The following is a 21,917-nucleotide window of genomic DNA, read 5'->3' on the forward strand; positions in this document are numbered from 1 at the left end:
AATCGGCTGCTTTTCCGACCGGTTGACCCGTGTTAGAGCTTTAGCCCGAACAGTGGTGTCAGGTTTCCGGAAAAGAACACGCACAAACAAAAGGTTGGAGCCGGTTTTTACGCCGCCGACATCGACCGGATTTCCGCCTCGCACGCTCCTGAATGCAAAAACAAAGACGCAAAAATGACCGACAGCACCATCGACGCCCTGAACGACAAGCTCGATCGCCTGATCGAGGCGGTCTCTCGCCTCGCCCCGCCGCCGGTGCCGAAAACCGACCTTGCCGAAGCCGATTGCTTCGTCTGGCAGGCCGATCCCGGCTATCTCGAGCCGGTGCTCAAGGTCAATCGCGTCGACATTGGCCTGATCCGCGGCGTCGACCGCGTCCGCGACATCCTTGTCGACAACACAGAGCGCTTCGCCGCCGGCTATGCCGCCAACAACGTCTTGTTGTGGGGCGCGCGCGGCATGGGCAAGTCCTCGCTGGTCAAGGCAGTGCACGCCGCGATCAACGCGTCTTCGAAACTCGATCTGCCGCTCAAGCTCATCGAGATCCATCGCGAGGATATCGACACGCTGCCCAAGCTGATGGGTCTGCTGAAGGCGGCGCCCTTTCGCATCATCCTGTTTTGCGACGATCTGTCATTCGACCATGACGACACCTCCTACAAATCGCTGAAAGCAGCGCTCGAAGGCGGCGTCGAGGGCCGCCCGGCGAATGTGATTTTCTATGCCACGTCGAACCGGCGCCATCTGTTGCCGCGCGACATGATCGACAATGAGCGTTCGACCGCCATCAACCCGTCAGAGGCGGTCGAGGAAAAGGTGTCGCTCTCCGACCGTTTCGGCCTCTGGCTCGGCTTCCACAAATGTTCGCAGGATGAGTATCTCGACATGATCGACGGCTATGTCCGCCATCACGGTCTGGCCATCGACCCCGAAACGTTGCGCGCCGAGGCGCTGGAATGGGCAACGACGCGCGGCAGCCGCTCCGGCCGCGTCGCCTGGCAGTTCACCCAGGATCTGGCGGGACGGCTCGGCAAGCCGCTCAACAACTGAGCCAGACCACGATCCAGAAAAGTGGAAGCCGGTTTTCGGATAGGATCATGGTCGAAACAAACCACTGAAAAAGCCCGCTCCTAGCGGAGCGGGCTGAGCCGGCGGGCCGGACTGGAGGTCAGACGGCCTGCAAATGCTTTTTTTCTTCTATTCGAGATAGCCAGACGGGTCGACCGGGGCCGAGTTCTTGCGCACTTCGAAGTGCAGTTTCGGCGAGTCGGTGGTGCCGCTCATGCCGGACAGCGCGATCTCCTGGCCGCGCTTGACCTTCTGGCCGCGCTGCACCTCGATCGAACTGGTGTGGCCGTAGACGGTGACCAGCCCGTTTTCATGGCGCACCAGCACGGTGTTGCCGAATTCCTTGAGACCGTCGCCGGCATAGATGACGACGCCGTTCTCGGCCGCCTTCACCGGCGTTCCCTCCGGCACGGCGATATCGACGCCGTCCTTGCCGCCGCCAAAATTAGAGATCACGCGGCCACGCACCGGCCAGCGCATCTTGCCGATGCCAGTGGCGTCAGGTGCCACCGCATCGTCGTCCTCAGCCTGCTGGATAATCTTGGAGTCCTTCTTTGGCGGCGTGTAGGAGGCGAGCGTTTCCGTCGGTTTGGCCGCCGGCTGGGTGGTGGCCGTCGTCACCGGGTCAACTTTGGCCGGCTTGGCGCTGGCAACCGTCGCGGTACCGCCGGCCGGAACCTTCAGCGTCTGGCCGATCTTGAGCAGTCCGTCCTGCATGCCGTTCGCCTGCTTCAGCGCAACGGTGCTGACGCCTGTCTTCCTGGCGATGGCCGAGAGCGTGTCACCCGGCTGAACCGTATAGGTACCGGCTCCTGCCTTGGGCGCGGCCGAAGCCATCTGTGCTGCGGGCTTGCCATCCTTCGGCTTTGCCGCGGACGCATCCACCTGTGCGACGGCTTTGCCGTCCTTGACCTTTGGCTGCTGCGGCAGCACGGCCACCTTGTCCGGCGCAGTGGCCGGCTGGTCGTGCTTGCCATTTGCAGGCTTGGCGTCGGCAGTCTTTGGTGCCGAAGCCGGGTCCTTGCTCGAATAGGCATAGGCCGGGATGACCAGCTTCTGGCCGGTCTTCAGCCCCTTGGTGGCGCTTAAGCCGTTGACCTTCATGATGACATCCGACGGCACGTGATAGCGGTGCGCTATGCCGTTAATGGTCTCGCCGTCCTTGACAATGATCTCGGTAGCATGCGGCGTTCCTGCCGTCGTCGCCATTTTCGGCGCATCGGGCTGCGCGTTCTTGAACGGCTTTGCCGCCGGAGCGATGGTGCCGGTCGCGGTCTTGTCGAGATGCCTGGGCGCCAAGGCCGGAGCGGTGGCAGTGCGGACCGGATTGGCGGCAGGCGCCATTGCCGGCTGCGACTGGGCGACAGGCGGCAGTTGCTGAACTGTAACCGGTTCCAGGCTGGAACGGCTGACCGACTGGGTGTGGCTGCCATCGACCGGCGCAGCCGCGACATCGCCCGGATAGGGCTGGGCGGCATCCTGCTTGTCGATGATGGCGCGCTGATTGTTGGTCGAGGAGGTGAAGACGTCGTCGACACCGTTGAACCGCGCGACCTGGGAGCTGCACCCTGCTGCGGCGCCTGCGACCATGAGGACGGCGCAGCCACGCGCCAGATTACGCCCGTTTGCCTTCAAAACACTGAATTGCATCGCACTAACCCGCACATACCCGGTACAAACTAGGCATGATTAAAGCGCGTTAATGTTACTGGTCAGTTAACCCCTTAGAATCAGACGCAAATTTTCTTAAAATATTTTGGGTGGGCTCAAATGACCGCCGCGACGCTGCGCAGGATCGGCTGCAGGCGCACGCTGCCGATGTCCTCGCGCTCGAAACGGCTGCCGACCTTGGTCAGCTTGGCCAGCACCTGCTCGTCCTCCTCGGGGCCGATCGGCGCAATGACGATGCCGCCGCTCGAAAGCTGGTCGAGCAGGAAGCGCGGCAGGCTGTCAAAGGCCGCCCAGGCGACGATACGGTCGAACGGTCCCTCATTGGCGAGCCCGTTGGAACCGTCTGCCTGGCGAACGATGACGTTGCCGATGGCGAGCGCCTCGAAACGCTGCCTGGCCTGCTCGGCCAGCGTCTTGTAGCGGTCGATGGTAACGACCCGCGATGCGAGCCGCGACATCACCGCCGCCGTGTAGCCAGACCCGGTGCCGATCTCGAGCACACGGTTGCCCGGCTCGATAGCAAGGGCTGCGATCACCGCCGCCTGCAGGTCGGCGCCTTCGATCGCTTCCCCGCATTCGATCGGCAGCATGCCGTCCGACCAGGCGATCGAGTGGAACTGTCCGGAGATGAAACCGCGCCGCGGCGTCGCCTCGAAAGCGGCGATCAGCGCCTTCGGCACAGCACCCTGGCCACGCAAGCGGAGCAGGAAAGCGGCAAAACCTTCGCGGTCGTCGACAGCCATGTTCATGCCAAAACCTTATTCTGATAGCGCCTTGGTCAGTTGGTCGCGGATTTCGTGCGCAGTGAGGTCGAGCTGGAGCGGCGTCACCGACACCAATCGGTTGCGCATCGCATAAAGGTCGGTGCCGTGCTTGCCCTCGACCGGCTCGCGGCCGAAGCGCAGCCAGTAATAAGGCAGGCCGCGGCCGTCGCGACGCTCGTCAACCCACAGGCTGTGCACCAGCTTGCCCTGCGAGGTCACCACCGTGCCGGCGATCTCGTCCGGCAGGCAGTTCGGGAAATTGACGTTGAGCAGCACGCCGTCCGGCAGGGGCATGGCGACCAGCTTCTTGAGCAGCGCCGGCGCCAGCGCCTCCGTGGTCTCGTATGGAACGACGCGATCCTCGCCAAGATAGGAGTAGGCCTGGCTGAGCGCGATCGAGCGGATACCGAGCAGCGCACCCTCCATGGCGCCTGCGACGGTGCCCGAATAGGTGACGTCGTCGGCGATGTTGGCGCCGGAATTGACGCCGGACAGGATCAGATCGGGTGCGCCAGGCAGGATTTTTTTCACGCCCATGATGACGCAGTCGGTCGGCGTGCCGCGCACGGCATAGTGCTTCTCGCCGATCTTGCGCAGGCGCAGCGGCTCCGAGATCGACAGCGAATGCGCGTAGCCGGACTGGTCCTGCTCCGGCGCCACCACCCAGACATCGTCCGACAGCGTGCGGGCGATGCGTTCGAGCGACGCCAGGCCCTCGGCATGGATGCCGTCATCATTGGTCAGAAGAATGCGCATTACTTCGCTTCGATCTTTGTCAGGCCACCCATGTAAGAGCGCAGCGCTTCAGGAATCGTTACGCTGCCATCCTCATTCTGGTAGTTTTCGATGACAGCGATAAGCGCGCGGCCGACGGCGGTACCGGAGCCGTTGAGCGTATGCACGAAGCGGTTGCCCTTGCCGTCTCTGTCCTTGTAGCGGGCATCCATGCGCCGCGCCTGGAAATCGCCGCACACCGAACAGGACGAAATCTCGCGATAGGCGTTCTGGCCCGGCAGCCAGACCTCGATGTCGTAGGTCTTGCGCGCGCCAAAACCCATGTCGCCGGTGCACAGCGTCATGGTGCGGAACGGCAACTCCAGCCGCTTCAGCACTTCCTCGGCGCACTCAGTCATCCGCTCGTGTTCGGCGAGCGAGGAGTCCTGGTCGGTGATCGAAACCAGCTCGACCTTGTAGAACTGGTGCTGGCGCAGCATGCCGCGCGTGTCGCGCCCGGCCGAGCCCGCCTCCGAGCGGAAACACGGCGTCAGCGCCGTGTAGCGCAGCGGCAGTTTTTCGTGAGCGGTGATTTCCTCGCGCACCAGGTTGGTCAGCGGCACTTCGGCGGTCGGGATCAGGCCAAGCCGGCCATCGCCATGCTGGACAAAAAACAGATCCTCCTCGAACTTCGGCAGCTGATTGGTGCCGAACAGCACCTCATCGCGCACCATCAGCGGCGGGATGACTTCTTCATAGCCATGCTCGGTCGTGTGCAGGTCGAGCATGAACTGGCCAAGCGCGCGTTCCATGCGCGCCAGCCCGCTCTTCAACACGGTGAAGCGCGATCCGGACAGCTTTGCCGCCCGCTCGAAATCCATCATGCCGAGCGCTTCGCCGATCTCAAAGTGCTCCTTCACCCAATTCGGCCGCGTCGGCGTCTTGCCGACGATGTGCTTGACGACATTGTCATACTCGTCCTTGCCGACCGGCACATCGTCGAACGGCACGTTGGGCAGCACCGCCAGCGCGTCGTTCAGCGCCTTGTCGAGTTCGCGTTCGCGCGCCTCGCCATTCTGGATGAAGGTTTTGATCTCGCCGACTTCGGCCTTGAGCTTTTCCGCAAGCGCTGCATCGCCGGAGCGCATGGCGTTGCCGATCTCTTTCGAGGCGGCATTGCGGCGCTCCTGCCTGGTCTGCAGTTCGGTCACATGCTCGCGCCGCGCTTCGTCGCTGGCGATCAAATCATCGACCGTGGACTGCGCAGCCTCGGCCGACCACGAACGCTTGTGCAGCGCTTCGACAAGGGCCTTCGGGTTGTCGCGAATCCATTTGATGTCAAGCATGGTTTGAACGCTCCTGGGTAGCATGTCGCCCAAAAGTGCGCAGCGGTTTTGGGGCAACGACATGCTTCAAACAAAACTGAAACGCATCGCTCTGATGGCGATGCGTTTCAGCCAGAGGGCGTAAACCGCATCCTTGATCGATGCAAGACAAGGGCTCAGCGACCGTCGCCTTTTTCCGCTGGCGTGAACGGCACGGCCTACTAGGGAGTCTGCGTCGGAGGCGTGCCCGCCTTCTCCGCCGCTTCGTCCGCGGCGTCCTTGGCCTCGCGCGCCACCTTCTGCTTGTCCTGGTCACGTTCGATCAGCCGTGCCGCCCAGATCGACACCTCGTAGAGAAGGATGGTCGGAATGGCCAAACCGATCTGGCTCATCGGATCGGGCGGCGTCAGCACCGCCGCCACCACGAAGGCGATGACGATCGCCCATTTGCGCTTTTCGGCCAGCGCCTTCGACGACAGCATGCCCACCCGCGTCATCAGGCTGGTCACCACCGGCAGCTGGAACACCAGGCCGAAGGAGAAGATCAGCGTCATGATCAGGCTGAGATACTCCGACACTTTCGGCAGCAGCGAAATCTGCACCTGATCGTCGGTGCCGGCCTGCTGCATGGCGAGGAAGAACCACATCACCATCGGCGTGAAGAAGAAATAGACCAGCGACGCGCCCATCAGGAACAGGATCGGCGAGGCGATCAGGAACGGCAGGAAGGCGTTGCGCTCATTCTTGTAGAGGCCGGGCGCGATGAATTTGTAGATCTGCGTGGCGATCAGCGGAAAGGCGATGACCATGCCGCCGAACATGGCGAGCTTGACCTGGGTGAAGAAGAATTCCTGCGGCGCCGTGTAAATCAGCTCGACCTTGTGCGGGTCGAGACCTGCCCATTTGGTCGCCCATTTGAACGGGATGACCAACAGGTTGAACAGCCGCTTGGCGAAGAAGAAGCAGACCAGGAAGGCAACGAAGAAGCCGCCTATCGACCAGATCAGCCGCCGGCGCAACTCGATCAGATGCTCCATCAGCGGCGCTGACGACTTTTCGATCTCGTCCTTTTCCGTATCCGAAACGCTCACTTGGCGGCTCCCGCCGTCTTCTTGGCTGCAGGCTTTTTCGCCGCTGCCGGCGCAGGCTTCGGTTCAGCCTTTTTGACTGCGGCCTTGGTCGCGGCCGGCTTGGTCGCCTTTGCCGGGACTGTCGCCGCCTTGGCTGGCGCCTTCGCGACGGGCGCAGCCTTTGCCGGTGTGACTTTCGTCGAAGCAGCGGCCGTGGCTTTGCTTGCCTTGGGCGCAGCTGGCTTGGCGGTTTTCTTGGCCGCCGACACTTTTTGCGGCGCGGCCGGTGCCGTGACCGAGCTGTCGGTCATAACAGGAAAGATTGGCGTAGGCGGCAACGCTTCCGCCACGTTGAGACCCGGCATATCCGTGGCGCCGTTCTTCAGCGGCTCGGCCGGCTGCGGCGTCGAAGCGGCAGGCGTAGCCGGATCGACAGCCGGCTTCGGCTTTATCGCCGCATCGACCCCGGAGCGAACATCGGCTGCGGCCTGCTCGAACGGATTGAGCTGTTTGCGGATCTCGGCCGCCGGATTGAGGCTTCTGAGCGAATCGACCGACTTCTTGACGTCGTCGAGCTCGGCTTCTTTCAGCGCCTCGTTGAACTGTTTCTGGAAGTCGGCTGCCATGGCGCGCAGCTTCGCCGTCGTGCGGCCGAAGGTGCGCAGCATATTGGGCAAATCCTTAGGCCCGACGACCACGATCATGACGACCGCGATCACCAGCATTTCGGTCCAGCCGACTTCAAACATGGCACTCTGTTCCGACTAGAACCTTGGGCTCAGCTCTTGCTGGCCTTTTCCTTCACCGCCGAGACGGTCTCGTCGGCGCGGTGCTCGACGGTGCGCTTGTCTTCGGCAACGTCGTCGTCGGCCATGCCCTTCTTGAAGCTCTTGATACCCTTGGCCATGTCGCCCATCAGCTCGGGAATCTTGCCACGGCCGAACACCAGAAGCACGATCACCAGCACGATCATCCAGTGCCAAATCGAAAATGAACCCATTGTAACTCTCTCTCGAATGTTTTCCCTGGCGATGATCTATGCGTTTTCGCGTTGGGATTCAAACACAACCGCGACAAAGTTTATGAAGGCGCGGCAGATGTCACGCATTTTCAGCGATGCGGTCCGCTACCAATCGGCGCATCTACAGCCGCAAGCAGCTTTTTGACAGTGCCTTGCGGTCAATCTTCCGTGACGCGCGGCGTCAACAGGCCGAGTTCCTCGAGGTCGATGTCGGTCAGCGGATCCTCGTCGTCGGTCAGCGCATCCGGATCGGACGGCGGCATCGGAATGGAGAAATTCGACGGCATGCGGCCCGAAAGCAGCCCGGCGCCCTTCAACTCGTCCATCCCGGGCAGATCGCGGATCTCCTCCAGCGCGAAATGGTCGAGGAAGGTGTCGGTGGTGCCGTAGGTGACCGGGCGGCCCGGCGTGCGGCGCCGACCGCGCATGCGCACCCATTCCGTCTCCATCAGCGTGTCCAGCGTGCCCTTCGAGGTCTCGACGCCGCGGATGTCCTCGATTTCGGCGCGCGTCACCGGTTGGTGATAGGCGATGATCGCCAGCACTTCGAGAGCGGCGCGCGAAAGCTTCTTTTGTTGAACGGTGTCCCTGCTCATCAGGAAAGCAAGGTCGCCCGCGGTGCGGAACGCCCAGGCATCGCCGACGCGCACCAGATTGACGCCCCGGCGCGCATAGATCTGCTGCAGCTCAGCCATGGCGGCGGCAATGTTGATGCCGTCGGGCAGCCGCGCGGCAAGCTGCTTTTCGCTGACCGGCTCGGCGCTGGCAAAGACGATCGCCTCGGCCATTCGCACGGCTTCCGCCATATGCAGCCGCTCGCCAGGATTCTGGGTCACAGTCTCAGCCAAATCCTGGGCAACGGCGCCCTCCTCGGTTTCTTCGTCGACCTTGAACGGAATGACCGATGCGTTGGCGCGCTCGCTCATGATGCCACCTCGACTGCCCTGATGCCCGGCGCGCGGCCGCGCAGATAGAGCGGCGCGAACACCTCGTCCTGCCGCATTTCGATGCTACCTTCGCGCACCAGTTCCAGCGACGCCGCAAACGAACTGGCAATCGCGGTGCGCCGCTCTTCCGGGCTGGTCAGATAGTTGATCAGAAAACTGTCGAGCGCCGTCCAGTCGCGCAGCGAGCCGATCAGCCTGGTCAGGATATCGCGCGCATCCTTGAGCGACCACACACCGCGCCTGGCGATTGTCACATTGGTGATGGCCTGCTTCTGGCGCTGCTGGGCATAGGCGGTCAAAAGGTCGTAGAGCGAGGCCGAATAGGCATTGCGCTTCTCGACGATGACCATTTCCGGCATGCCGCGCGCAAACACGTCGCGGCCGAGCCGGTTGCGGTTGACCAGCCGTGCCGAGGCGTCGCGCATGGCTTCCAGCCGCTTCAGCCGGAATTGCAGTACCGCCGCCAGTTCCTCGCCGCTCTCGCCATCGTCGCCGGGCTGCTTAGGGATCAAAAGCTTCGATTTGAGGAAGGCTAGCCACGCCGCCATCACCAGATAGTCGGCGGCAAGCTCGAGCCTCAACGCCCTCGCCGTCTCGACAAAGGTCAGATATTGCTCGACCAGCGCCAGGATCGAGATGCGCGACAGATCGACTTTCTGGTTGCGGGCAAGATGCAGCAGCAGATCGAGCGGGCCTTCGAAGCCGGCCACGTCGACAACCAGCGACGGATCGCCGGTGACGCGTGAATCGTCATTTTCGGCCCACAGACGGTCCATCGGTGCAGCCTTCCCGGCTTTGCTTTCCAATGTCTCCGCCACTTGCCCTTTTTCCCTCTCGGTCTAGGCCACCGCGTCGAAATAGGTGGCAAATTCAGCACGTATCTCTGTTTCGTCGGCCCGATCGCGGTTCTTTATATAGGTCAGCGCCCGCTTTGCACGCTCGAGCGACTTGCCTTCAAGCCCGGTGGTCCGCGATGCGATGCCGGCCATCTCCTCGAAAACACCATTGCAGTGAAGGACCAGATCGCAGCCGGCCGCAAGGATCGAGGCCGCCTTTGTCGGGAAATCCCCAGAAAGTGCCTTCATCGAGGTGTCGTCGCTCATCAACAGCCCGTCAAAGCCGATCTCGCGGCGAATGATCTCGTCGATCACCTTGCCGGACGTGGTCGCCGGGTTCTTCGGGTCGATGGCGCTGTAGACGACATGCGCCGTCATTGCCATTGGCAGATGGTTGAGCTCCCTGAACGGGGCGAAATCATGCCGCTGCAGCTCGCTCATCGAGGCATCGACGGTCGGCAGCTCGAAATGGGTGTCGGCAAAGGCCCGTCCATGCCCGGGAATGTGCTTCATGACTGGCAGCACGCCGCCCGACATCAGCCCCTCGGCCGCGGCGCGGCCGAGTTCGATGACCGGACGAGGCTCCTTGCCATAGGCGCGCGCGCCGATGACGTCGCTGGCGCCTTCGATCGGTACGTCGAGCACCGGCAGGCAATCCGCCGTGATGCCATAGCGCAGCAGGTCGAAGGCATGCAGCCGCGCCATCAGCCACGCGGCGCGGGTGCCGGCATCGTGGTCGTCGCGCCACAGCGCGCCAAGCGCACCGCCGGCGGGATAGTTCGGCGCCAGCGGCGGCCGCAGACGCTGCACGCGGCCACCTTCCTGATCGATGAACACCGGCGCATCCGGGCGCCCGATGCAATCGCGCATCGAAGCCACCAGATCGCGGATCTGCTCGGTCTCGCCGATGTTGCGCGCAAACAGGATGAAGCCCCACGGGCATTCGTTGCGATAGAAACGGATTTCGTCGCGGGTGAGCGATTTCCCGGCGCAGCCGAGGATCATGGATTTTGATTCGGTCATGGACAGGAGTTTAGAGCTTCACGGCGACAAAGGGAATCGTGTCGAGCCGCAAGCCTTTCAAGGCCAAATCCCATTCCACACAAAAAACCGGCGCGGTCTGGGACCGCGCCGGTTTTGATTGGTTGGACCAGACTTTAGCGCGAAACGAAGCAGTTGCCGCCCGCGGCCTTGTAGCTGGTGCACAGATTGATCGCATCGTTGCGCGACTGCGCCGGCACCCGGACACGGTAGAAGGTGCCCTTGCCGGCGATCTCGGCCTTGACGATGTTGGCGGTGCGGCCGGCGAGCACGCTGCCGTAACGGCGCTGCAGGTCCGCATAATTGGCCTGGGCGCTTTCGACCGTCGGCTGCGACGCGATCTGCATCGACCACGAGCCACCGGCGGCGGTGGAAGCCGCCGCAGGAATGGAAGCAACCTGGTCGGGCTTGACCTCACCAACCACGTCGACCGGCTGGTCGGACGGGCGTTGCGGTGCAAGCGGAACCGACGCCGGCGTGTTGGCGGACTGGGCTTTGGCTTCCGCCTTGGGCTCGGCTGCCGGCTTGACCGGCTTGGCGGTCTCGGCCTGATCGGCACTTGCCTGATCATCGCTGGCCTGGTCGGTCGCGGGCGGCACCGTACCGGTCTGCTCCGCGTCGGCCTGGCCGGCTGGGGCCACATGCTGCGGCGCCGGATCGGCAGGCTCAGCGGCCGCCACCGGTGCAGGTGCCGGATCCTCGCGTGCAACCAATGAACCGTCGGGCTTGACCACCATGGTTTTCACCTTGCGCGGCGCAATGGCGACAACGTCGGAGTTCGTGCCCTTGTCGGCTTCCTGCAGAACCTGCGCTATGCGGTCCTCGGATTTGGGTGCGGGTGCCGCGGCGGTGTTGCCGGCGGCATCGCTGCCAGCAGCGGCATCGGTGTCGTCGGGTGAAAGATCGACAACACGGCTCTGCGGCTCCTTGGCGGTCACATCCACCGGCTCTTCTGTGTTGGTGACCAGCTTCTCCTGAACGGGCTCGGCCGGCTTGGTGCCCTTGACCACCGCGTCATAGACCTTGTTGTCCTGGTTCGGCACCACGGCGCCGCCCGGATTTTCCGGCTTGACCTTGATCGGTGCGTTGTCGGCTTTGACGATCACCGGCGCATCGCTGCCGCCCTTGCCGCCAACGGACAAGGCAAAGGCGCCAATGCCGCCGGCAATGGCCACCGCACCGACAACCGCGGCGATCAGCAGGCCGCTTCGGCGCGGCCGCCTTGAAGCGTCCTGCCCGGCCAGGCCCGGCACCGCCATCGCCTCGTCCAGCTCGGGATCGTAGTCGAGTTCGTCGACAGCGAAATCGTCGGCCTGTGACACGGGCTGGCTGCCGGGCAGATCGTCGATGTCGAAGCCGTTTGCGGCGTCGGCATAAGCACCAGCCGCTGCCTTTGCAGGCACTTCCGCCGGCCGCGCCACATAGGCGCGCTGATCGTTGCGCTCATAGCCCGGCTTGAAACCGGCGCTGTAGGAATCATCGTCATAGGCCGCGTTGCGCTGAGGCGCCGCAGCCACTTCCGTCGCGTTCATATCGGTGAGCAGGCTGGAGAACTCGGCGTCGAGATCGTCATAGGCCGTTGCTGCCGGCTCGTCCTCATCGAAGTTGAGTTCCGGAATATCGAGGTCGTCCGCCAGCGCGACGACGCGCTCGGGCACATCGACCGTCTCGACATCCGGCATCTCGTCGTAGCGCTGAGACTGTTCGGGCAGTGCCGGTGCGGGCTCCGCATAGGCAGGGACGTTTTCAACCGGCTGCTGCCGATAGGACGGTACTGCCGCGACCGGCGGCAGCGAAGCCATCGGCTGGGCTGCAAACGACGGCTGCGACTGGGCGACCGGCGTCATCCGGCTCCACGAACGGGCTGGCTCCGGCGGCGTCGAGCGCGCCGTCATCCAATCGCCGGCCGGCGCTTGCCCGGAAGCGGCCTGCGCAACCGTGCCGGCGGCTACGCCAGCACCCAGATCGATACCCTTGGCAAAAGCGGCGTCGAACGCATCGTCATCGAAATGAATGTCGGCGGCAGCCCGGGTCGCGGACGCTGTTGCAGCATCAGCCTCGAAATCCTGGCCTTCGTGCTCGTCGAGCACAAGATTGTCGAGACCAGCATCGGCTGCCTGGGCCGTTTCAGCGTGAAGCGGCTGCCCAGGCTGGTGCTCGTCGAGGTCCCAGTCCAGATCAGCGACAGTATCCGTCGGCTGACCGGCGGTGCTTTGCGCCGGTGCAACTGGCTGCTGAACCATAGCAGGCTCCTTGACCACAGGAGCGGTCCGCGCCTTCATCGTGCCTAGCAGCGCGTTCAGCTCGTCTTCCAATGTCCGTTCATCTGCCGCGGCGACTGGAGCTTCTGCCCTCTCGACCACAACGGCTGGAGCCGCGATCGGCTCGGTCGGAACGGCGGCGACCTGCACAACAGGCGCTTCGATCTCATCGGCAAGCGCATCGTCAAAGGTCAGGTCGAAATCATCGAATGCTTCTTGTGCTTCATGCGGAGCGACGTCGTGGGTTACTTGCGGAGCGACGTCTTGTGCCTCTTGCGGAGCGACGTCGTAGGCGTGGTCCTCTGCATAGACGGGCTCGGCGGCCGGTGTTTCGTCTGCCAACGGTGCATCGACCGCGACCGGCTGATCGGCGCGAACCTCGAAGTCCATGTCGACATCGGCCATCGCATCGTCGAAATGGCCGGCGAAATCCTCGTTGGAAGCCCCTTGATCCGCATCGGCGGCGGCCTCGACCGGTGCGGCCTGATATGCGGCAATCTCGGTGGCGGGACCGGCATGGTGGTCGTCGTCAGGTGAATGACTGTCGAGCGTCAGCTCGTCTTCGAGCGACATCGAGACGGCATTGTCGAAATCATCATCGAAGGCGGCTTCAACGGCTGGCGCCGGAACCTCGGGAGCAGCGGCAAAACCATGAACGGCCTCGTTAGCCGCATCATCGTCGAGCAGGAAATCCTGTTCGAGCGAAGCGGCGAGCGCATCGTCCATCGCATCGGCCGCTTCGAAAGCCGGCGCTTGAACCTCGGCAACAGGCTGCTGGACCTCGGCAACAGCGCTGACGTCGTCGGTGCCGAATTCGCCCATCAACTCCTTCTCGAGGTCGATGTCGAAATCGCCCTCGTCCGCAAGTTGATCGGCGGGTCCGGCCTTCTGTTCAGCTGGTGCCTGCGGCTTGACCGGCTGACGCGGATCGAAACCCATGATCCTGGTCAGTTCCGCGAACGGATCATCGTCGGAGATGTCGTTGTGGTCGGCTGCTTTCAGCTGGGTTCTGTCTGCCATTATTGTTCCCGAACTCGCACTCATTCGGACGCCATGGACGTCGCGTAGGGTTGGCCCTTACCAGCGCAATGTGGGCAAAAGGTGACAGGTTATTTAGTCAAACCTAACGCATTTCGGTGGGCGCATCAGCTCCGATCAACGTCAGGCCGGACGTCAAAACGTCCGAAACAGCCTGCACCAGCCCTAGTCTGGCATGCGTCAATTGTCGGTCGTTAACCTTAACAAAACGTAAGTCGGGGTTATCAGTGCCCCGGTTCCAGTGTCCGTGGAAGCTGGAAGCAAGATCGTAGAGGTAGAATGCCAGCCGATGCGGCTCCAGCGCAAGGGCCGCCGATTCAACCAGCCGCGGATATTCCGCCAGCTTCCGGATCAGCCCGATCTCGCCCTCATCGGTCAAAGCCGCCACCCCGGCCGCAAGCCTGTTGCGGTCGAAATTGGCCTCGCCCAGCTGCTCGCTCGCCTGCCGGAACACCGAGTGGCAGCGCGCCGACGCGTACTGCACGTAGAACACCGGATTGTCCTTCGACTGCTCGGTCACCTTGGCGAAGTCGAAATCGAGCGGAGCGTCGCTCTTGCGGTAGAGCATCATGAAGCGGATCGGATCGCGGCCGACCTCCTCCACCACTTCGCGCAGCGTCACGAATTCGCCAGACCGCTTCGACATGCGCACCGGCTCGCCATCACGAAAAAGCTTGACCAGATTGCACAGCAGGACGGTGAGCTTCACCTCGTCGCCGGCAACCGCGCGCGCCAACGCTTCCAGCCGCTTGACGTAGCCGCCATGATCAGCACCGAGCACATAGATCAGGTCGACGAAGCCGCGATCGACCTTGTCCTTGAGGTAGGCGACGTCGGCGGCGAAGTAAGTGAAGGTGCCGTCCGATTTGACCAGCGCCCGGTCCATGTCGTCGCCAACCGCGGTCGAACGGAACAGCGTCTGCTCGCGATCTTCCCAATCCTCCGGCTTCTCGCCCTTCGGCGGCGGCAGCTTGCCCTTGTAGATATGGCCTTTCAACGTCAGATCGTTGATCGCCGAGCGGATCTTCTTGGCATTGTCGGCATGCAGCGTGCGTTCCGAGAAGAACACGTCGTGATGCACGTTGAGCAGCGCCAGATCCGCACGGATCATCACCATCATCGCATCGATGGTCCGGTCCTTGACGATGGCCAGTGCCTCGTCGTCCGGCATCTGCAGCAGCTTGCGGCCGAACTCCTTGACCAGCGCCTGGCCGACCGGGACCAGATAGTCGCCCGGATAAAGCCCGGCCGGTATCTCGCCGATGTCCTCGCCCAGCGCCTCACGGTAGCGCAGCAAGGCCGAACGCCCGAGCACATCGATCTGCGAGCCGGCATCGTTGATGACATATTCCTTGGTCACGTCGTAGCCGGCGAAGGCCATCAGGTTGGCGAGCGCATCACCGACCACGGCACCCCGGCAATGGCCGACATGCATCGGGCCGGTCGGGTTGGCCGAGACATATTCGACATTGGCCTTCCTGCCGCCGCCAACCGTCGAGCGGCCGTAGTTGCGGCCCTCGCCGAGCAGCGCGGTCAGATGCGCCTGCCAGAACCCGTCCTTGAGCCTGAGATTGACGAAACCCGGACCGGCCACGTCCACGGCGGCGACATCGGCATCGGTGCGCAGCGCCTGCGCCAGCTTTTCGGCCAGCGCGCGCGGATTCTGTCCGGTCGGCTTGGCCAGCACCATCGCCGCATTGGTCGCCAGATCGCCATGGCTGGCGTCGCGCGGCGGCTCTACGGCGATGCGCGACAGATCGGGCGAAACGCCATCACTGTCTTTCAAATCAAGCGCTTCGACGGCTTTTATGATTCGCGCGTTGAAATCGGCGAAGATGTTCATGTCTGACTCTGGGGTCTGGCTCTGGCGGCTTTTAAGGGAATCCGGCTCGTTGGCCGGCAAAATCGAGCCCGCCCTAGCTCAAATCGGGCGTGTGGTCAAACAAACGCCTGTGCTCCTTGAGTGCGTAGGTGTCGGTCATACCGGCGAGGAAATCGGCGACGCTGCGCGCCTTGATGCGGTCTTCGGCCCGGTCGAGCCCCTCCCGCCAGCCATCGGGCATGGCGCGCGGATCGGCGAAATAGGCGTCGAACAGGTCGCGGACGATCTGCTCGGCGTCGGTGCGCACCCGCATGACCTCGCTGTGCCGGTAGAGATGCTTGTAGAGAAAGGCCTTCAATTCCTTCTCGGCCGCGGCCATCTCGGTGGAAAAAGTCACCAGCGTCTCGCCAGCCGCCCGTACCGCATCGGCGCTTTCCGGCTTGATACGCGCCAAATTGGCGGTGGTGGAGATAATGACGTCTTCGACCATCAGGGTGATCTGCCGGCGCAGCAGTTCGTGACCGGTGCGCACGGCATCGAGCGCCGGATAGCGCGCGCGCACGCCTTGGAGGATCGACCCCGGCAGCGCCACCTTTTCCAGCATCTCCAGTGTGAGGAAGCCGGAACGCAGGCCATCGTCGATGTCATGCGTGTTGTAGGCGATATCGTCGGCAATCGCCGCGCACTGCGCCTCGATGCCGGCGAAACGGTAGAGTTCGAGGTCATGCAACTCGGAATAATCGCGGATCGCCTGCGGCACCGGGCCTTTCAGGCCCTTGCCGCTGGCGTCGGTCAGCGGTCCATTGTGCTTGACCAGCCCTTCCAGCGTTTCCCAGGTCAGGTTCAGCCCGTCGAACTCGGCATAGCGGCGTTCCAACCGCGTCACCACGCGCAGCGACTGCGCGTTGTGATCGAAACCACCCCACGCCGCCATCTTCTCGTTCAGCGCCTCCTCGCCTGTATGGCCGAAGGGCGTGTGGCCGAAATCGTGCACCAGCGCGACCGCCTCGGCCAAATCCTCGTCGCCGCGCAGCGCCCGCGCCAAAGCGCGCGCGATCTGCGCCACCTCGATCGAATGCGTCAGCCTTGTGCGGTAGTGGTCGCCCTCATGCGCGACGAACACTTGCGTCTTGTGCTTCAGCCGGCGGAATGCCGTCGAATGGATGATGCGGTCGCGATCGCGCTGGAACGGCGTGCGGGTCGGGCTCTCCATCTCGTCGAACAGCCGTCCGCGCGAGAGCGCCGGATCGCTGGCATAGGCCGCGCGCGGCCGATAGCCGAATCCGATGTCGCCAAGCTCATTTGTCATGGCCGATGCCGCCGCAGTTGACTTGCCCCTTCCCGCTTCATACCTATCATGTGAAACCGAAAGCAAGGTGACGCCCATGGGCGCAGATGCCAAGACTGCCATGAAAGTCGAGATGACCGACTCCGCCGCCAAGCGGATCGCGAAAATCGTTTCGGGGCAAGCCGGCAAGACGGCGCTGCGCGTCTCGGTCGAAGGTGGCGGCTGTTCGGGCTTTTCGTACAAGTTCGACCTGGTTGACACCCGCAACGACGATGACGTCGCCATCGAGAAGGACGGCGCCACCGTGCTGATCGACGATCTCTCCCTGGTCTATATGGGCGGCTCGGTGATCGATTTCGTCGACGACTTGATGGGCCAGTCGTTCCAGATCAGGAACCCGAATGCGGTCGCCTCCTGCGGCTGCGGCACCAGCTTCTCCGTATAGCCATGCCTGCCATCGGCGCGGTCCGTCAGGTCGCGCTCTCGGCCGGGCGCGATCTTGATGTGACGCTGGCGTTCTGGCGCGACGTGCTCGGCCTGGGCGTTCACGCCCGCTACGATCCGCCGGGCATCGCCTTCATCATGGCCGGCGACGTGCGTCTGTTCTTCACCGACGGCGTGCCGGCCGGCACCGTCTATCTCGACATATCCGGTCTCAAAACCTTCCACGCCGCGGCGAAAGCCGACGGTGTTCCCTTCACCGCGCCGCCAACGCTGGTGCACAACGATACCGAAGGCCAGTTCGGTCCAGCGGGGGAAAGCGAATGGATGGCCTTCCTAAAGGACCCGGCAGGCAATACGGTCGGCCTCGTCGAACGTCTAGCGCCGGAAGATCATTGAGGCCGTCATGAAAATCGTCACCTGGAACATCAACGGCGTCCGCGCCCGCATCGGCAACCTCACCCATTGGCTGAGCGAAAGCGCCCCTGATATCGTCTGCCTGCAGGAGATCAAGACGGTCGACGAGCAGTTCCCGCGCGCCGAGATCGAGGCGCTGGGTTACAACGTCGAAACCCATGGCCAGAAGGGCTTCAACGGCGTCGCCATCCTGTCGAAATTACGCTTCGACGAGGTCAACAGAGGCCTGCCGGGCGACGACACCGACGAGCAGGCGCGTTTCATCGAGGGCGTGTTCTCGACAGACAAAGGCGCGCTGCGCGTCGCCTCGCTCTATCTGCCCAACGGCAACCCGATCGATGACGAGAAGAAGTTTCCCTACAAACTGTCGTGGATGGCGCGGCTCGAGCGCTGGGCCGAGCAACGGCTCTTGCTGGAAGAGGCGCTGGTGCTTGCCGGCGACTACAATGTCATCCCCGAGCCGATCGACGCAAAATTTCCGGAGAATTGGCTGGGCGATGCGCTCTTCCAGCCGCAGACCCGGCAAGCCTTCCGCCGGCTGAAGAATCTCGGCTTCACCGAAGCGGTGCGCTCCGTCACCGACGCCGCCGGTGTCTATACCTTCTGGGACTATCAGGCCGGCGCCTGGCAGAAGGACAATGGCATCCGCATCGATCATCTGCTTTTGTCGCCGGAAGCCGCCAACCGCTTTTCCTCGGCGTCGATCGAAAAGCATGTCCGCGCCTGGGAAAAACCCTCCGACCACGTGCCGGTGGCGATAGATCTGGCGCTGCAGCCGGCTTGATCGGGTCAAGCCCGGCGCCTGAATCCTGATATCGCCACAAATCGCGCGTTTAATCGCGCGATTATCATGGCGGCTGGGGTTCCCATGACTATCCGTAATGCTCTCTGCCCGATCGGCTGCGCGCTGGCGATGGCTGCCGCGACGCCGGCTTTTGCCGCGCAGGAATGCCTTGCCAACGGGAAATCGTTTCAGCTCGGCCAGGTCGCCTGCCTGACGATCGCCGGTCAGAGTCACCTCGCCCGCTGCGACATGGTGCTCAACAACACATCATGGACGAAGATCCAGGACGGTTGTCCCGAAAACACCCTGGCGCCACACCTGCAAAGCACGCCGATCTCGACGCCGGCGCCAATCCTGCCCTTGGCCGAACCAAGTGAGCCGACCGCGAACTGATTGATTGAGCGCTGATCTCCCCCCTTGTGGGGGAGATGTCCGGCAGGACAGAGGGAGCGTAGAGGATCGCTACCTTTGGCCCAAGCTGCGGAGCGCCGAGACTTTTACGCCAGCAGCAATGTGCAATCGACTGACAGGCCCGGAGGGACAGCGCCCCCCTCTGCCCTGCCGGGCATCTCCCCCACGAGGGGGGAGATCGGCAGTTCGGCCTACTGGTCGCCGCCGCCCTTGGTGAGGATGTCGTCGGCCAGCGAAATCGCGGTGCGGCGGTCGGCTTCGCCGGCAGCGGCAAACGCCTCTTCCTGCATGCCGCGGATCCACGGCTGGTCGGCCGGCGAGGCGCGTTCGAGCGCCGCGGTCATCATCGCCAGTCCGCGAACGATCTTGCCGCTCTGGAACAGCAGATTGCCGAGCGTCGCCTGCGCGCCGGCATGGCCCTTTTCGGCGGCGAGCTGGAACCAGCGCCCGGCCTGCTTGACGCTCGCCTTGACGCCGCCCTCGCCCTTCAGGAACATCTGGCCCATTTCGAACTGGGCATTCGGGTTGCGGTAGTTGGCGGCGGCGCGCATGTAATATTCCTGCGCCGCGACCTCGTTTTCCTCGACCGGGCTGCCGGGAATGCCCGTCCTCAGATAGTCGCCCAGCGCCACCAGCGCGTCGGAAACATAGCTTTCCTCCGGCGAGCCGGGTTCGACGTCCTGGTCGACTATTTCGGAGAAGAACTTGAAGGCCTCATAATCGTCGCGCGCGACGCCGTCGCCCTCGGCATACATGCGCGCGAGCTTCCAGGTGGCGCCGATCTGGCCGTTCTCGGCGGCATATTTGTAGGCTTCGGCCGCCTGTTCCTTGTGACCGCTCTTGTAGGCGGAGAAGCCGAACTGGAACACCGCCCACGGGCTGGACTGCGGCTTCACGCCAGTCTTGTCGTCGAACACCTTGTCGTCGAAGGCCATGGCCTGGCCCACGGCGCCCAAGGTCGCAACCGCGACCAGTGCCGAAAAGACAGACGACCTCAACACCTCAGATATCCGCATAACAATGTGTTTCTTTCGCACCACCCGGATGGGTGACCGCGCCATCGCGGGCAGGCCCTACCGTCTGTGCATATTTCCATATCGCGCCCGACTGATAGTCTGTCGTGCGCGCCTTCCATTCCTTCGCCCTCGCCGCCAGTTCGGTGTCGGACAGAGCCACCTCGATCGTGCCGTTCACCGCATCGATCGAGATCACGTCGCCGTCCTTCAGCAGCCCGATCGGGCCGCCAACAGCTGCCTCCGGCCCGACATGGCCGATGCAGAAACCGCGCGTCGCACCGGAAAAGCGACCGTCGGTGATGAGGGCCACCTTGCCGCCCATGCCCTGGCCGTAGAGAGCCGCCGTCGTCGACAGCATTTCCCGCATGCCCGGGCCGCCACGCGGACCTTCGTAGCGAATGACGAGAACCTCGCCTTCCCTGTAGTTGCGGTGCGTAACCGCTTCAAAACATTCCTCTTCCGAATCGAAGCAGCGCGCCGGGCCTGAGAATTTCAGCTCCGACATGCCGGCGATCTTCACGATCGCGCCTTCGGGGGCAAGGTTTCCCTTCAAGCCCACAACACCGCCGGTTTGGGTGATAGGTCGGTTGGCGGGACGGACCACATCCTGATGCTCATTCCAGGCAACGTGTTCCATATTTTCGGCCAAAGTGCGGCCGGTCACCGTCAGGCAATCGCCATGAAGATAGCCGTGATCGAGCAAGGTTTTCATCAACAGCGGAATGCCGCCGGCCTCGAACATGTCCTTGGCGACATATTTGCCGCCCGGCTTCAAATCGGCGATGTAAGGCGTCTTCTCGAAAATCGCGGCAACGTCGAAGAGGTCGAACTTTATCCCGGCCTCGTGCGCGATGGCCGGCAGGTGCAGCGCCGCATTGGTCGAGCCGCCGGTCGCCGAAACCACGGTCGCGGCATTCTCCAACGCCTTCAGCGTGACGATGTCGCGCGGCCGGATGTTCTTGGCGATCAGTTCCATGATCTTCTCGCCCGAGGCGAAATTGAAACGGTCGCGCATCTCGTAAGGCGCCGGCGCGCCGCAGGAATAGGGCAGCGCCAAGCCGATCGCCTCGGCGACGGTGGCCATGGTGTTGGCGGTGAACTGGGCGCCGCAAGAGCCGGCCGACGGACAGGCGACCTGTTCGATCTCGAGCAGTTCAGCGTCGCTGATCGTGCCGACAGAATGCTGGCCGACGGCCTCGAACACGTCCTGCACGGTGATCTGCCGGCCGCGATAGCTGCCGGGCAGGATCGAACCGCCATAAATGAAGATCGACGGCACGTTGAGCCGGACCATGGCCATCATCATGCCGGGCAGCGACTTGTCGCAACCGGCGAGGCCGACCAGCGCATCGTAGCAATGGCCGCGCATGGTGAGCTCGACGGAATCGGCGATGACATCGCGCGACACCAGCGACGACTTCATGCCCTGATGGCCCATGGCGATGCCGTCGGTAACGGTGATGGTGCAGAATTCGCGCGGCGTGCCGTTGGCGGCGGCCACGCCCTTCTTGACCACTTGCGCCTGCCGCATCAGCGAAATGTTGCAAGGTGCCGCTTCGTTCCAGCAGCTGGCGACGCCAACCAGGGGCTGCGCGATCTCGGCCGCCGACAGCCCCATCGCATAGAGATAGGAGCGGTGCGGCGCACGCGCCGGACCAACGGTCACATGGCGGCTGGGCAGCTTGGTCTTGGAAACGACTCTGGCGTCCATACTCTTCCTTGCCGCGGGCGGTGCGGCCTGCCTCATCGCCGAGCCTTGTGGCGCGTGTCCCGAGACAGGTTTGAGGTGCGCCGGGTTTATGGCGGGAAATAGGCAATTCCCCTGAGTCACTTTGCGGCGCGAGGGTTGTTCAGAAACTGTTGCCAAAACATCACAATCGTAAGAGGCGACGGTTGTACTGGGGATTTGCAAAGCAGGCGCCTGGCGGCTTGGCACGACGCTGCCACTGCAAAAGAAAAAGGCCGGGCAATGCCCGGCCTTT

20 protein-coding genes are annotated in these 21,917 nt (G+C 63.3%); 5 read left to right on the plus strand and 15 right to left on the minus strand.

Annotated elements, in window-relative coordinates:
- The first annotated feature begins 174 nt into the window (after positions 1-174).
- On the plus strand, positions 175-1,050 hold the full coding sequence (locus AC1DXN_RS25045) for an ATP-binding protein (RefSeq protein ID WP_477269944.1): 876 nt from the start codon (positions 175-177) through the stop codon (positions 1,048-1,050).
- A gap of 147 nt (positions 1,051-1,197) precedes the next feature.
- Here the strand turns inward: AC1DXN_RS25045 and AC1DXN_RS25050 are convergent, their stop codons facing one another.
- The 13 genes from AC1DXN_RS25050 to AC1DXN_RS25110 form a co-directional block, all read right to left on the minus strand.
- On the minus strand, positions 1,198-2,718 hold the full coding sequence (locus tag AC1DXN_RS25050; protein WP_477269946.1) for a peptidoglycan DD-metalloendopeptidase family protein: 1,521 nt from the start codon (positions 2,716-2,718) through the stop codon (positions 1,198-1,200).
- 116 nt (positions 2,719-2,834) lie between these two features.
- Positions 2,835-3,488, minus strand: coding sequence for a protein-L-isoaspartate(D-aspartate) O-methyltransferase (locus AC1DXN_RS25055; RefSeq protein ID WP_477269948.1), 654 nt, complete (start codon positions 3,486-3,488; stop codon positions 2,835-2,837).
- A gap of 9 nt (positions 3,489-3,497) precedes the next feature.
- Entirely contained in the window at positions 3,498-4,259 is a 762-nt protein-coding gene (gene surE, locus AC1DXN_RS25060) for a 5'/3'-nucleotidase SurE (RefSeq protein WP_477269950.1), read from the minus strand.
- Positions 4,259-5,563 carry a serine--tRNA ligase gene (gene serS, locus AC1DXN_RS25065; protein WP_477269952.1) on the minus strand — a complete coding sequence of 435 codons (1,305 nt, stop codon included), beginning with the start codon at positions 5,561-5,563 and terminating at the stop codon, positions 4,259-4,261. Before serS ends, surE begins: the two co-directional genes overlap by 1 nt.
- 200 nt (positions 5,564-5,763) lie before the next feature.
- Entirely contained in the window at positions 5,764-6,633 is an 870-nt protein-coding gene (gene tatC, locus AC1DXN_RS25070; RefSeq protein WP_477269954.1) for a twin-arginine translocase subunit TatC, read from the minus strand.
- Positions 6,630-7,361: a Sec-independent protein translocase protein TatB gene (tatB, locus tag AC1DXN_RS25075; protein WP_477269956.1), complete on the minus strand. Its 732-nt coding sequence runs from the start codon at positions 7,359-7,361 to the stop codon at positions 6,630-6,632. Before tatB ends, tatC begins: the two co-directional genes overlap by 4 nt.
- A gap of 29 nt (positions 7,362-7,390) precedes the next feature.
- On the minus strand, positions 7,391-7,612 hold the full coding sequence (locus AC1DXN_RS25080) for a twin-arginine translocase TatA/TatE family subunit (protein ID WP_013895102.1): 222 nt from the start codon (positions 7,610-7,612) through the stop codon (positions 7,391-7,393).
- Positions 7,613-7,791: 179 nt separating this feature from the next.
- Positions 7,792-8,559 carry an SMC-Scp complex subunit ScpB gene (gene scpB, locus AC1DXN_RS25085; protein ID WP_477247570.1) on the minus strand — a complete coding sequence of 256 codons (768 nt, stop codon included), beginning with the start codon at positions 8,557-8,559 and terminating at the stop codon, positions 7,792-7,794.
- Positions 8,556-9,356 carry a segregation and condensation protein A gene (locus tag AC1DXN_RS25090; protein WP_477247572.1) on the minus strand — a complete coding sequence of 267 codons (801 nt, stop codon included), beginning with the start codon at positions 9,354-9,356 and terminating at the stop codon, positions 8,556-8,558. The genes scpB and AC1DXN_RS25090 overlap by 4 nt, the downstream gene beginning before the upstream one ends.
- Before the next feature lie 63 nt (positions 9,357-9,419).
- Positions 9,420-10,439: a beta-N-acetylhexosaminidase gene (nagZ, locus tag AC1DXN_RS25095; protein ID WP_477247573.1), complete on the minus strand. Its 1,020-nt coding sequence runs from the start codon at positions 10,437-10,439 to the stop codon at positions 9,420-9,422.
- A 134-nt stretch (positions 10,440-10,573) separates the two neighbouring features.
- Entirely contained in the window at positions 10,574-13,738 is a 3,165-nt protein-coding gene (locus AC1DXN_RS25100) for an SPOR domain-containing protein (protein ID WP_477269958.1), read from the minus strand.
- A gap of 103 nt (positions 13,739-13,841) precedes the next feature.
- The gene (gene argS / locus AC1DXN_RS25105) at positions 13,842-15,599 is read right to left on the minus strand and encodes an arginine--tRNA ligase (protein ID WP_477247577.1); all 1,758 of its coding nucleotides are present in this window, start codon (positions 15,597-15,599) and stop codon (positions 13,842-13,844) included.
- Between the two features lie 73 nt (positions 15,600-15,672).
- Positions 15,673-16,887 carry a deoxyguanosinetriphosphate triphosphohydrolase gene (locus tag AC1DXN_RS25110; RefSeq protein WP_477247578.1) on the minus strand — a complete coding sequence of 405 codons (1,215 nt, stop codon included), beginning with the start codon at positions 16,885-16,887 and terminating at the stop codon, positions 15,673-15,675.
- A gap of 76 nt (positions 16,888-16,963) precedes the next feature.
- Here AC1DXN_RS25110 and erpA point away from each other — a divergent pair, with 76 nt between their 5' ends.
- The 4 genes from erpA to AC1DXN_RS25130 all read left to right on the plus strand — a co-directional run bounded on the left by erpA (position 16,964) and on the right by AC1DXN_RS25130 (position 18,901).
- On the plus strand, positions 16,964-17,311 hold the full coding sequence (gene erpA / locus AC1DXN_RS25115; RefSeq protein ID WP_477247580.1) for an iron-sulfur cluster insertion protein ErpA: 348 nt from the start codon (positions 16,964-16,966) through the stop codon (positions 17,309-17,311).
- A gap of 2 nt (positions 17,312-17,313) precedes the next feature.
- On the plus strand, positions 17,314-17,706 hold the full coding sequence (locus AC1DXN_RS25120; protein ID WP_477269960.1) for a VOC family protein: 393 nt from the start codon (positions 17,314-17,316) through the stop codon (positions 17,704-17,706).
- Between the two features lie 7 nt (positions 17,707-17,713).
- Positions 17,714-18,508, plus strand: a complete 795-nt coding sequence (gene xth / locus AC1DXN_RS25125; protein WP_477269962.1) for an exodeoxyribonuclease III — start codon at positions 17,714-17,716, stop codon at positions 18,506-18,508.
- A 66-nt stretch (positions 18,509-18,574) separates the two neighbouring features.
- On the plus strand, positions 18,575-18,901 hold the full coding sequence (locus AC1DXN_RS25130) for a hypothetical protein (RefSeq protein WP_477269964.1): 327 nt from the start codon (positions 18,575-18,577) through the stop codon (positions 18,899-18,901).
- A 209-nt stretch (positions 18,902-19,110) separates the two neighbouring features.
- Here the strand turns inward: AC1DXN_RS25130 and AC1DXN_RS25135 are convergent, their stop codons facing one another.
- Positions 19,111-19,935, minus strand: coding sequence for a tetratricopeptide repeat protein (locus AC1DXN_RS25135; protein WP_477247588.1), 825 nt, complete (start codon positions 19,933-19,935; stop codon positions 19,111-19,113).
- Positions 19,922-21,646 carry a dihydroxy-acid dehydratase gene (gene ilvD, locus AC1DXN_RS25140; protein WP_477269966.1) on the minus strand — a complete coding sequence of 575 codons (1,725 nt, stop codon included), beginning with the start codon at positions 21,644-21,646 and terminating at the stop codon, positions 19,922-19,924. Before ilvD ends, AC1DXN_RS25135 begins: the two co-directional genes overlap by 14 nt.
- Between the last annotated feature and the right edge of the window lie 271 nt (positions 21,647-21,917).

The organism is Mesorhizobium sp. P2_H9, from assembly GCF_056403215.1.

What these genes read in the sequence shown, in the direction of transcription:
- AC1DXN_RS25135 (WP_477247588.1), bottom strand. Translation starts at nt 19,935, where the DNA reads ATGCGGATATCTGAGGTGTTGAGGTCGTCTGTCTTTTCGGCACTGGTC.
- tatB (WP_477269956.1), bottom strand. Translation starts at nt 7,361, where the DNA reads ATGTTTGAAGTCGGCTGGACCGAAATGCTGGTGATCGCGGTCGTCATG.
- AC1DXN_RS25050 (WP_477269946.1), bottom strand. Translation starts at nt 2,718, where the DNA reads ATGCAATTCAGTGTTTTGAAGGCAAACGGGCGTAATCTGGCGCGTGGC.
- AC1DXN_RS25080 (WP_013895102.1), bottom strand. Translation starts at nt 7,612, where the DNA reads ATGGGTTCATTTTCGATTTGGCACTGGATGATCGTGCTGGTGATCGTG.
- AC1DXN_RS25120 (WP_477269960.1), top strand. Translation starts at nt 17,314, where the DNA reads ATGCCTGCCATCGGCGCGGTCCGTCAGGTCGCGCTCTCGGCCGGGCGC.
- scpB (WP_477247570.1), bottom strand. Translation starts at nt 8,559, where the DNA reads ATGAGCGAGCGCGCCAACGCATCGGTCATTCCGTTCAAGGTCGACGAA.
- AC1DXN_RS25100 (WP_477269958.1), bottom strand. Translation starts at nt 13,738, where the DNA reads ATGGCAGACAGAACCCAGCTGAAAGCAGCCGACCACAACGACATCTCC.
- AC1DXN_RS25045 (WP_477269944.1), top strand. Translation starts at nt 175, where the DNA reads ATGACCGACAGCACCATCGACGCCCTGAACGACAAGCTCGATCGCCTG.
- AC1DXN_RS25130 (WP_477269964.1), top strand. Translation starts at nt 18,575, where the DNA reads ATGGCGGCTGGGGTTCCCATGACTATCCGTAATGCTCTCTGCCCGATC.
- serS (WP_477269952.1), bottom strand. Translation starts at nt 5,563, where the DNA reads ATGCTTGACATCAAATGGATTCGCGACAACCCGAAGGCCCTTGTCGAA.
- AC1DXN_RS25110 (WP_477247578.1), bottom strand. Translation starts at nt 16,887, where the DNA reads ATGACAAATGAGCTTGGCGACATCGGATTCGGCTATCGGCCGCGCGCG.
- AC1DXN_RS25055 (WP_477269948.1), bottom strand. Translation starts at nt 3,488, where the DNA reads ATGAACATGGCTGTCGACGACCGCGAAGGTTTTGCCGCTTTCCTGCTC.
- argS (WP_477247577.1), bottom strand. Translation starts at nt 15,599, where the DNA reads ATGAACATCTTCGCCGATTTCAACGCGCGAATCATAAAAGCCGTCGAA.
- erpA (WP_477247580.1), top strand. Translation starts at nt 16,964, where the DNA reads ATGGGCGCAGATGCCAAGACTGCCATGAAAGTCGAGATGACCGACTCC.
- xth (WP_477269962.1), top strand. Translation starts at nt 17,714, where the DNA reads ATGAAAATCGTCACCTGGAACATCAACGGCGTCCGCGCCCGCATCGGC.
- nagZ (WP_477247573.1), bottom strand. Translation starts at nt 10,439, where the DNA reads ATGACCGAATCAAAATCCATGATCCTCGGCTGCGCCGGGAAATCGCTC.
- AC1DXN_RS25090 (WP_477247572.1), bottom strand. Translation starts at nt 9,356, where the DNA reads ATGGACCGTCTGTGGGCCGAAAATGACGATTCACGCGTCACCGGCGAT.
- surE (WP_477269950.1), bottom strand. Translation starts at nt 4,259, where the DNA reads ATGCGCATTCTTCTGACCAATGATGACGGCATCCATGCCGAGGGCCTG.
- ilvD (WP_477269966.1), bottom strand. Translation starts at nt 21,646, where the DNA reads ATGGACGCCAGAGTCGTTTCCAAGACCAAGCTGCCCAGCCGCCATGTG.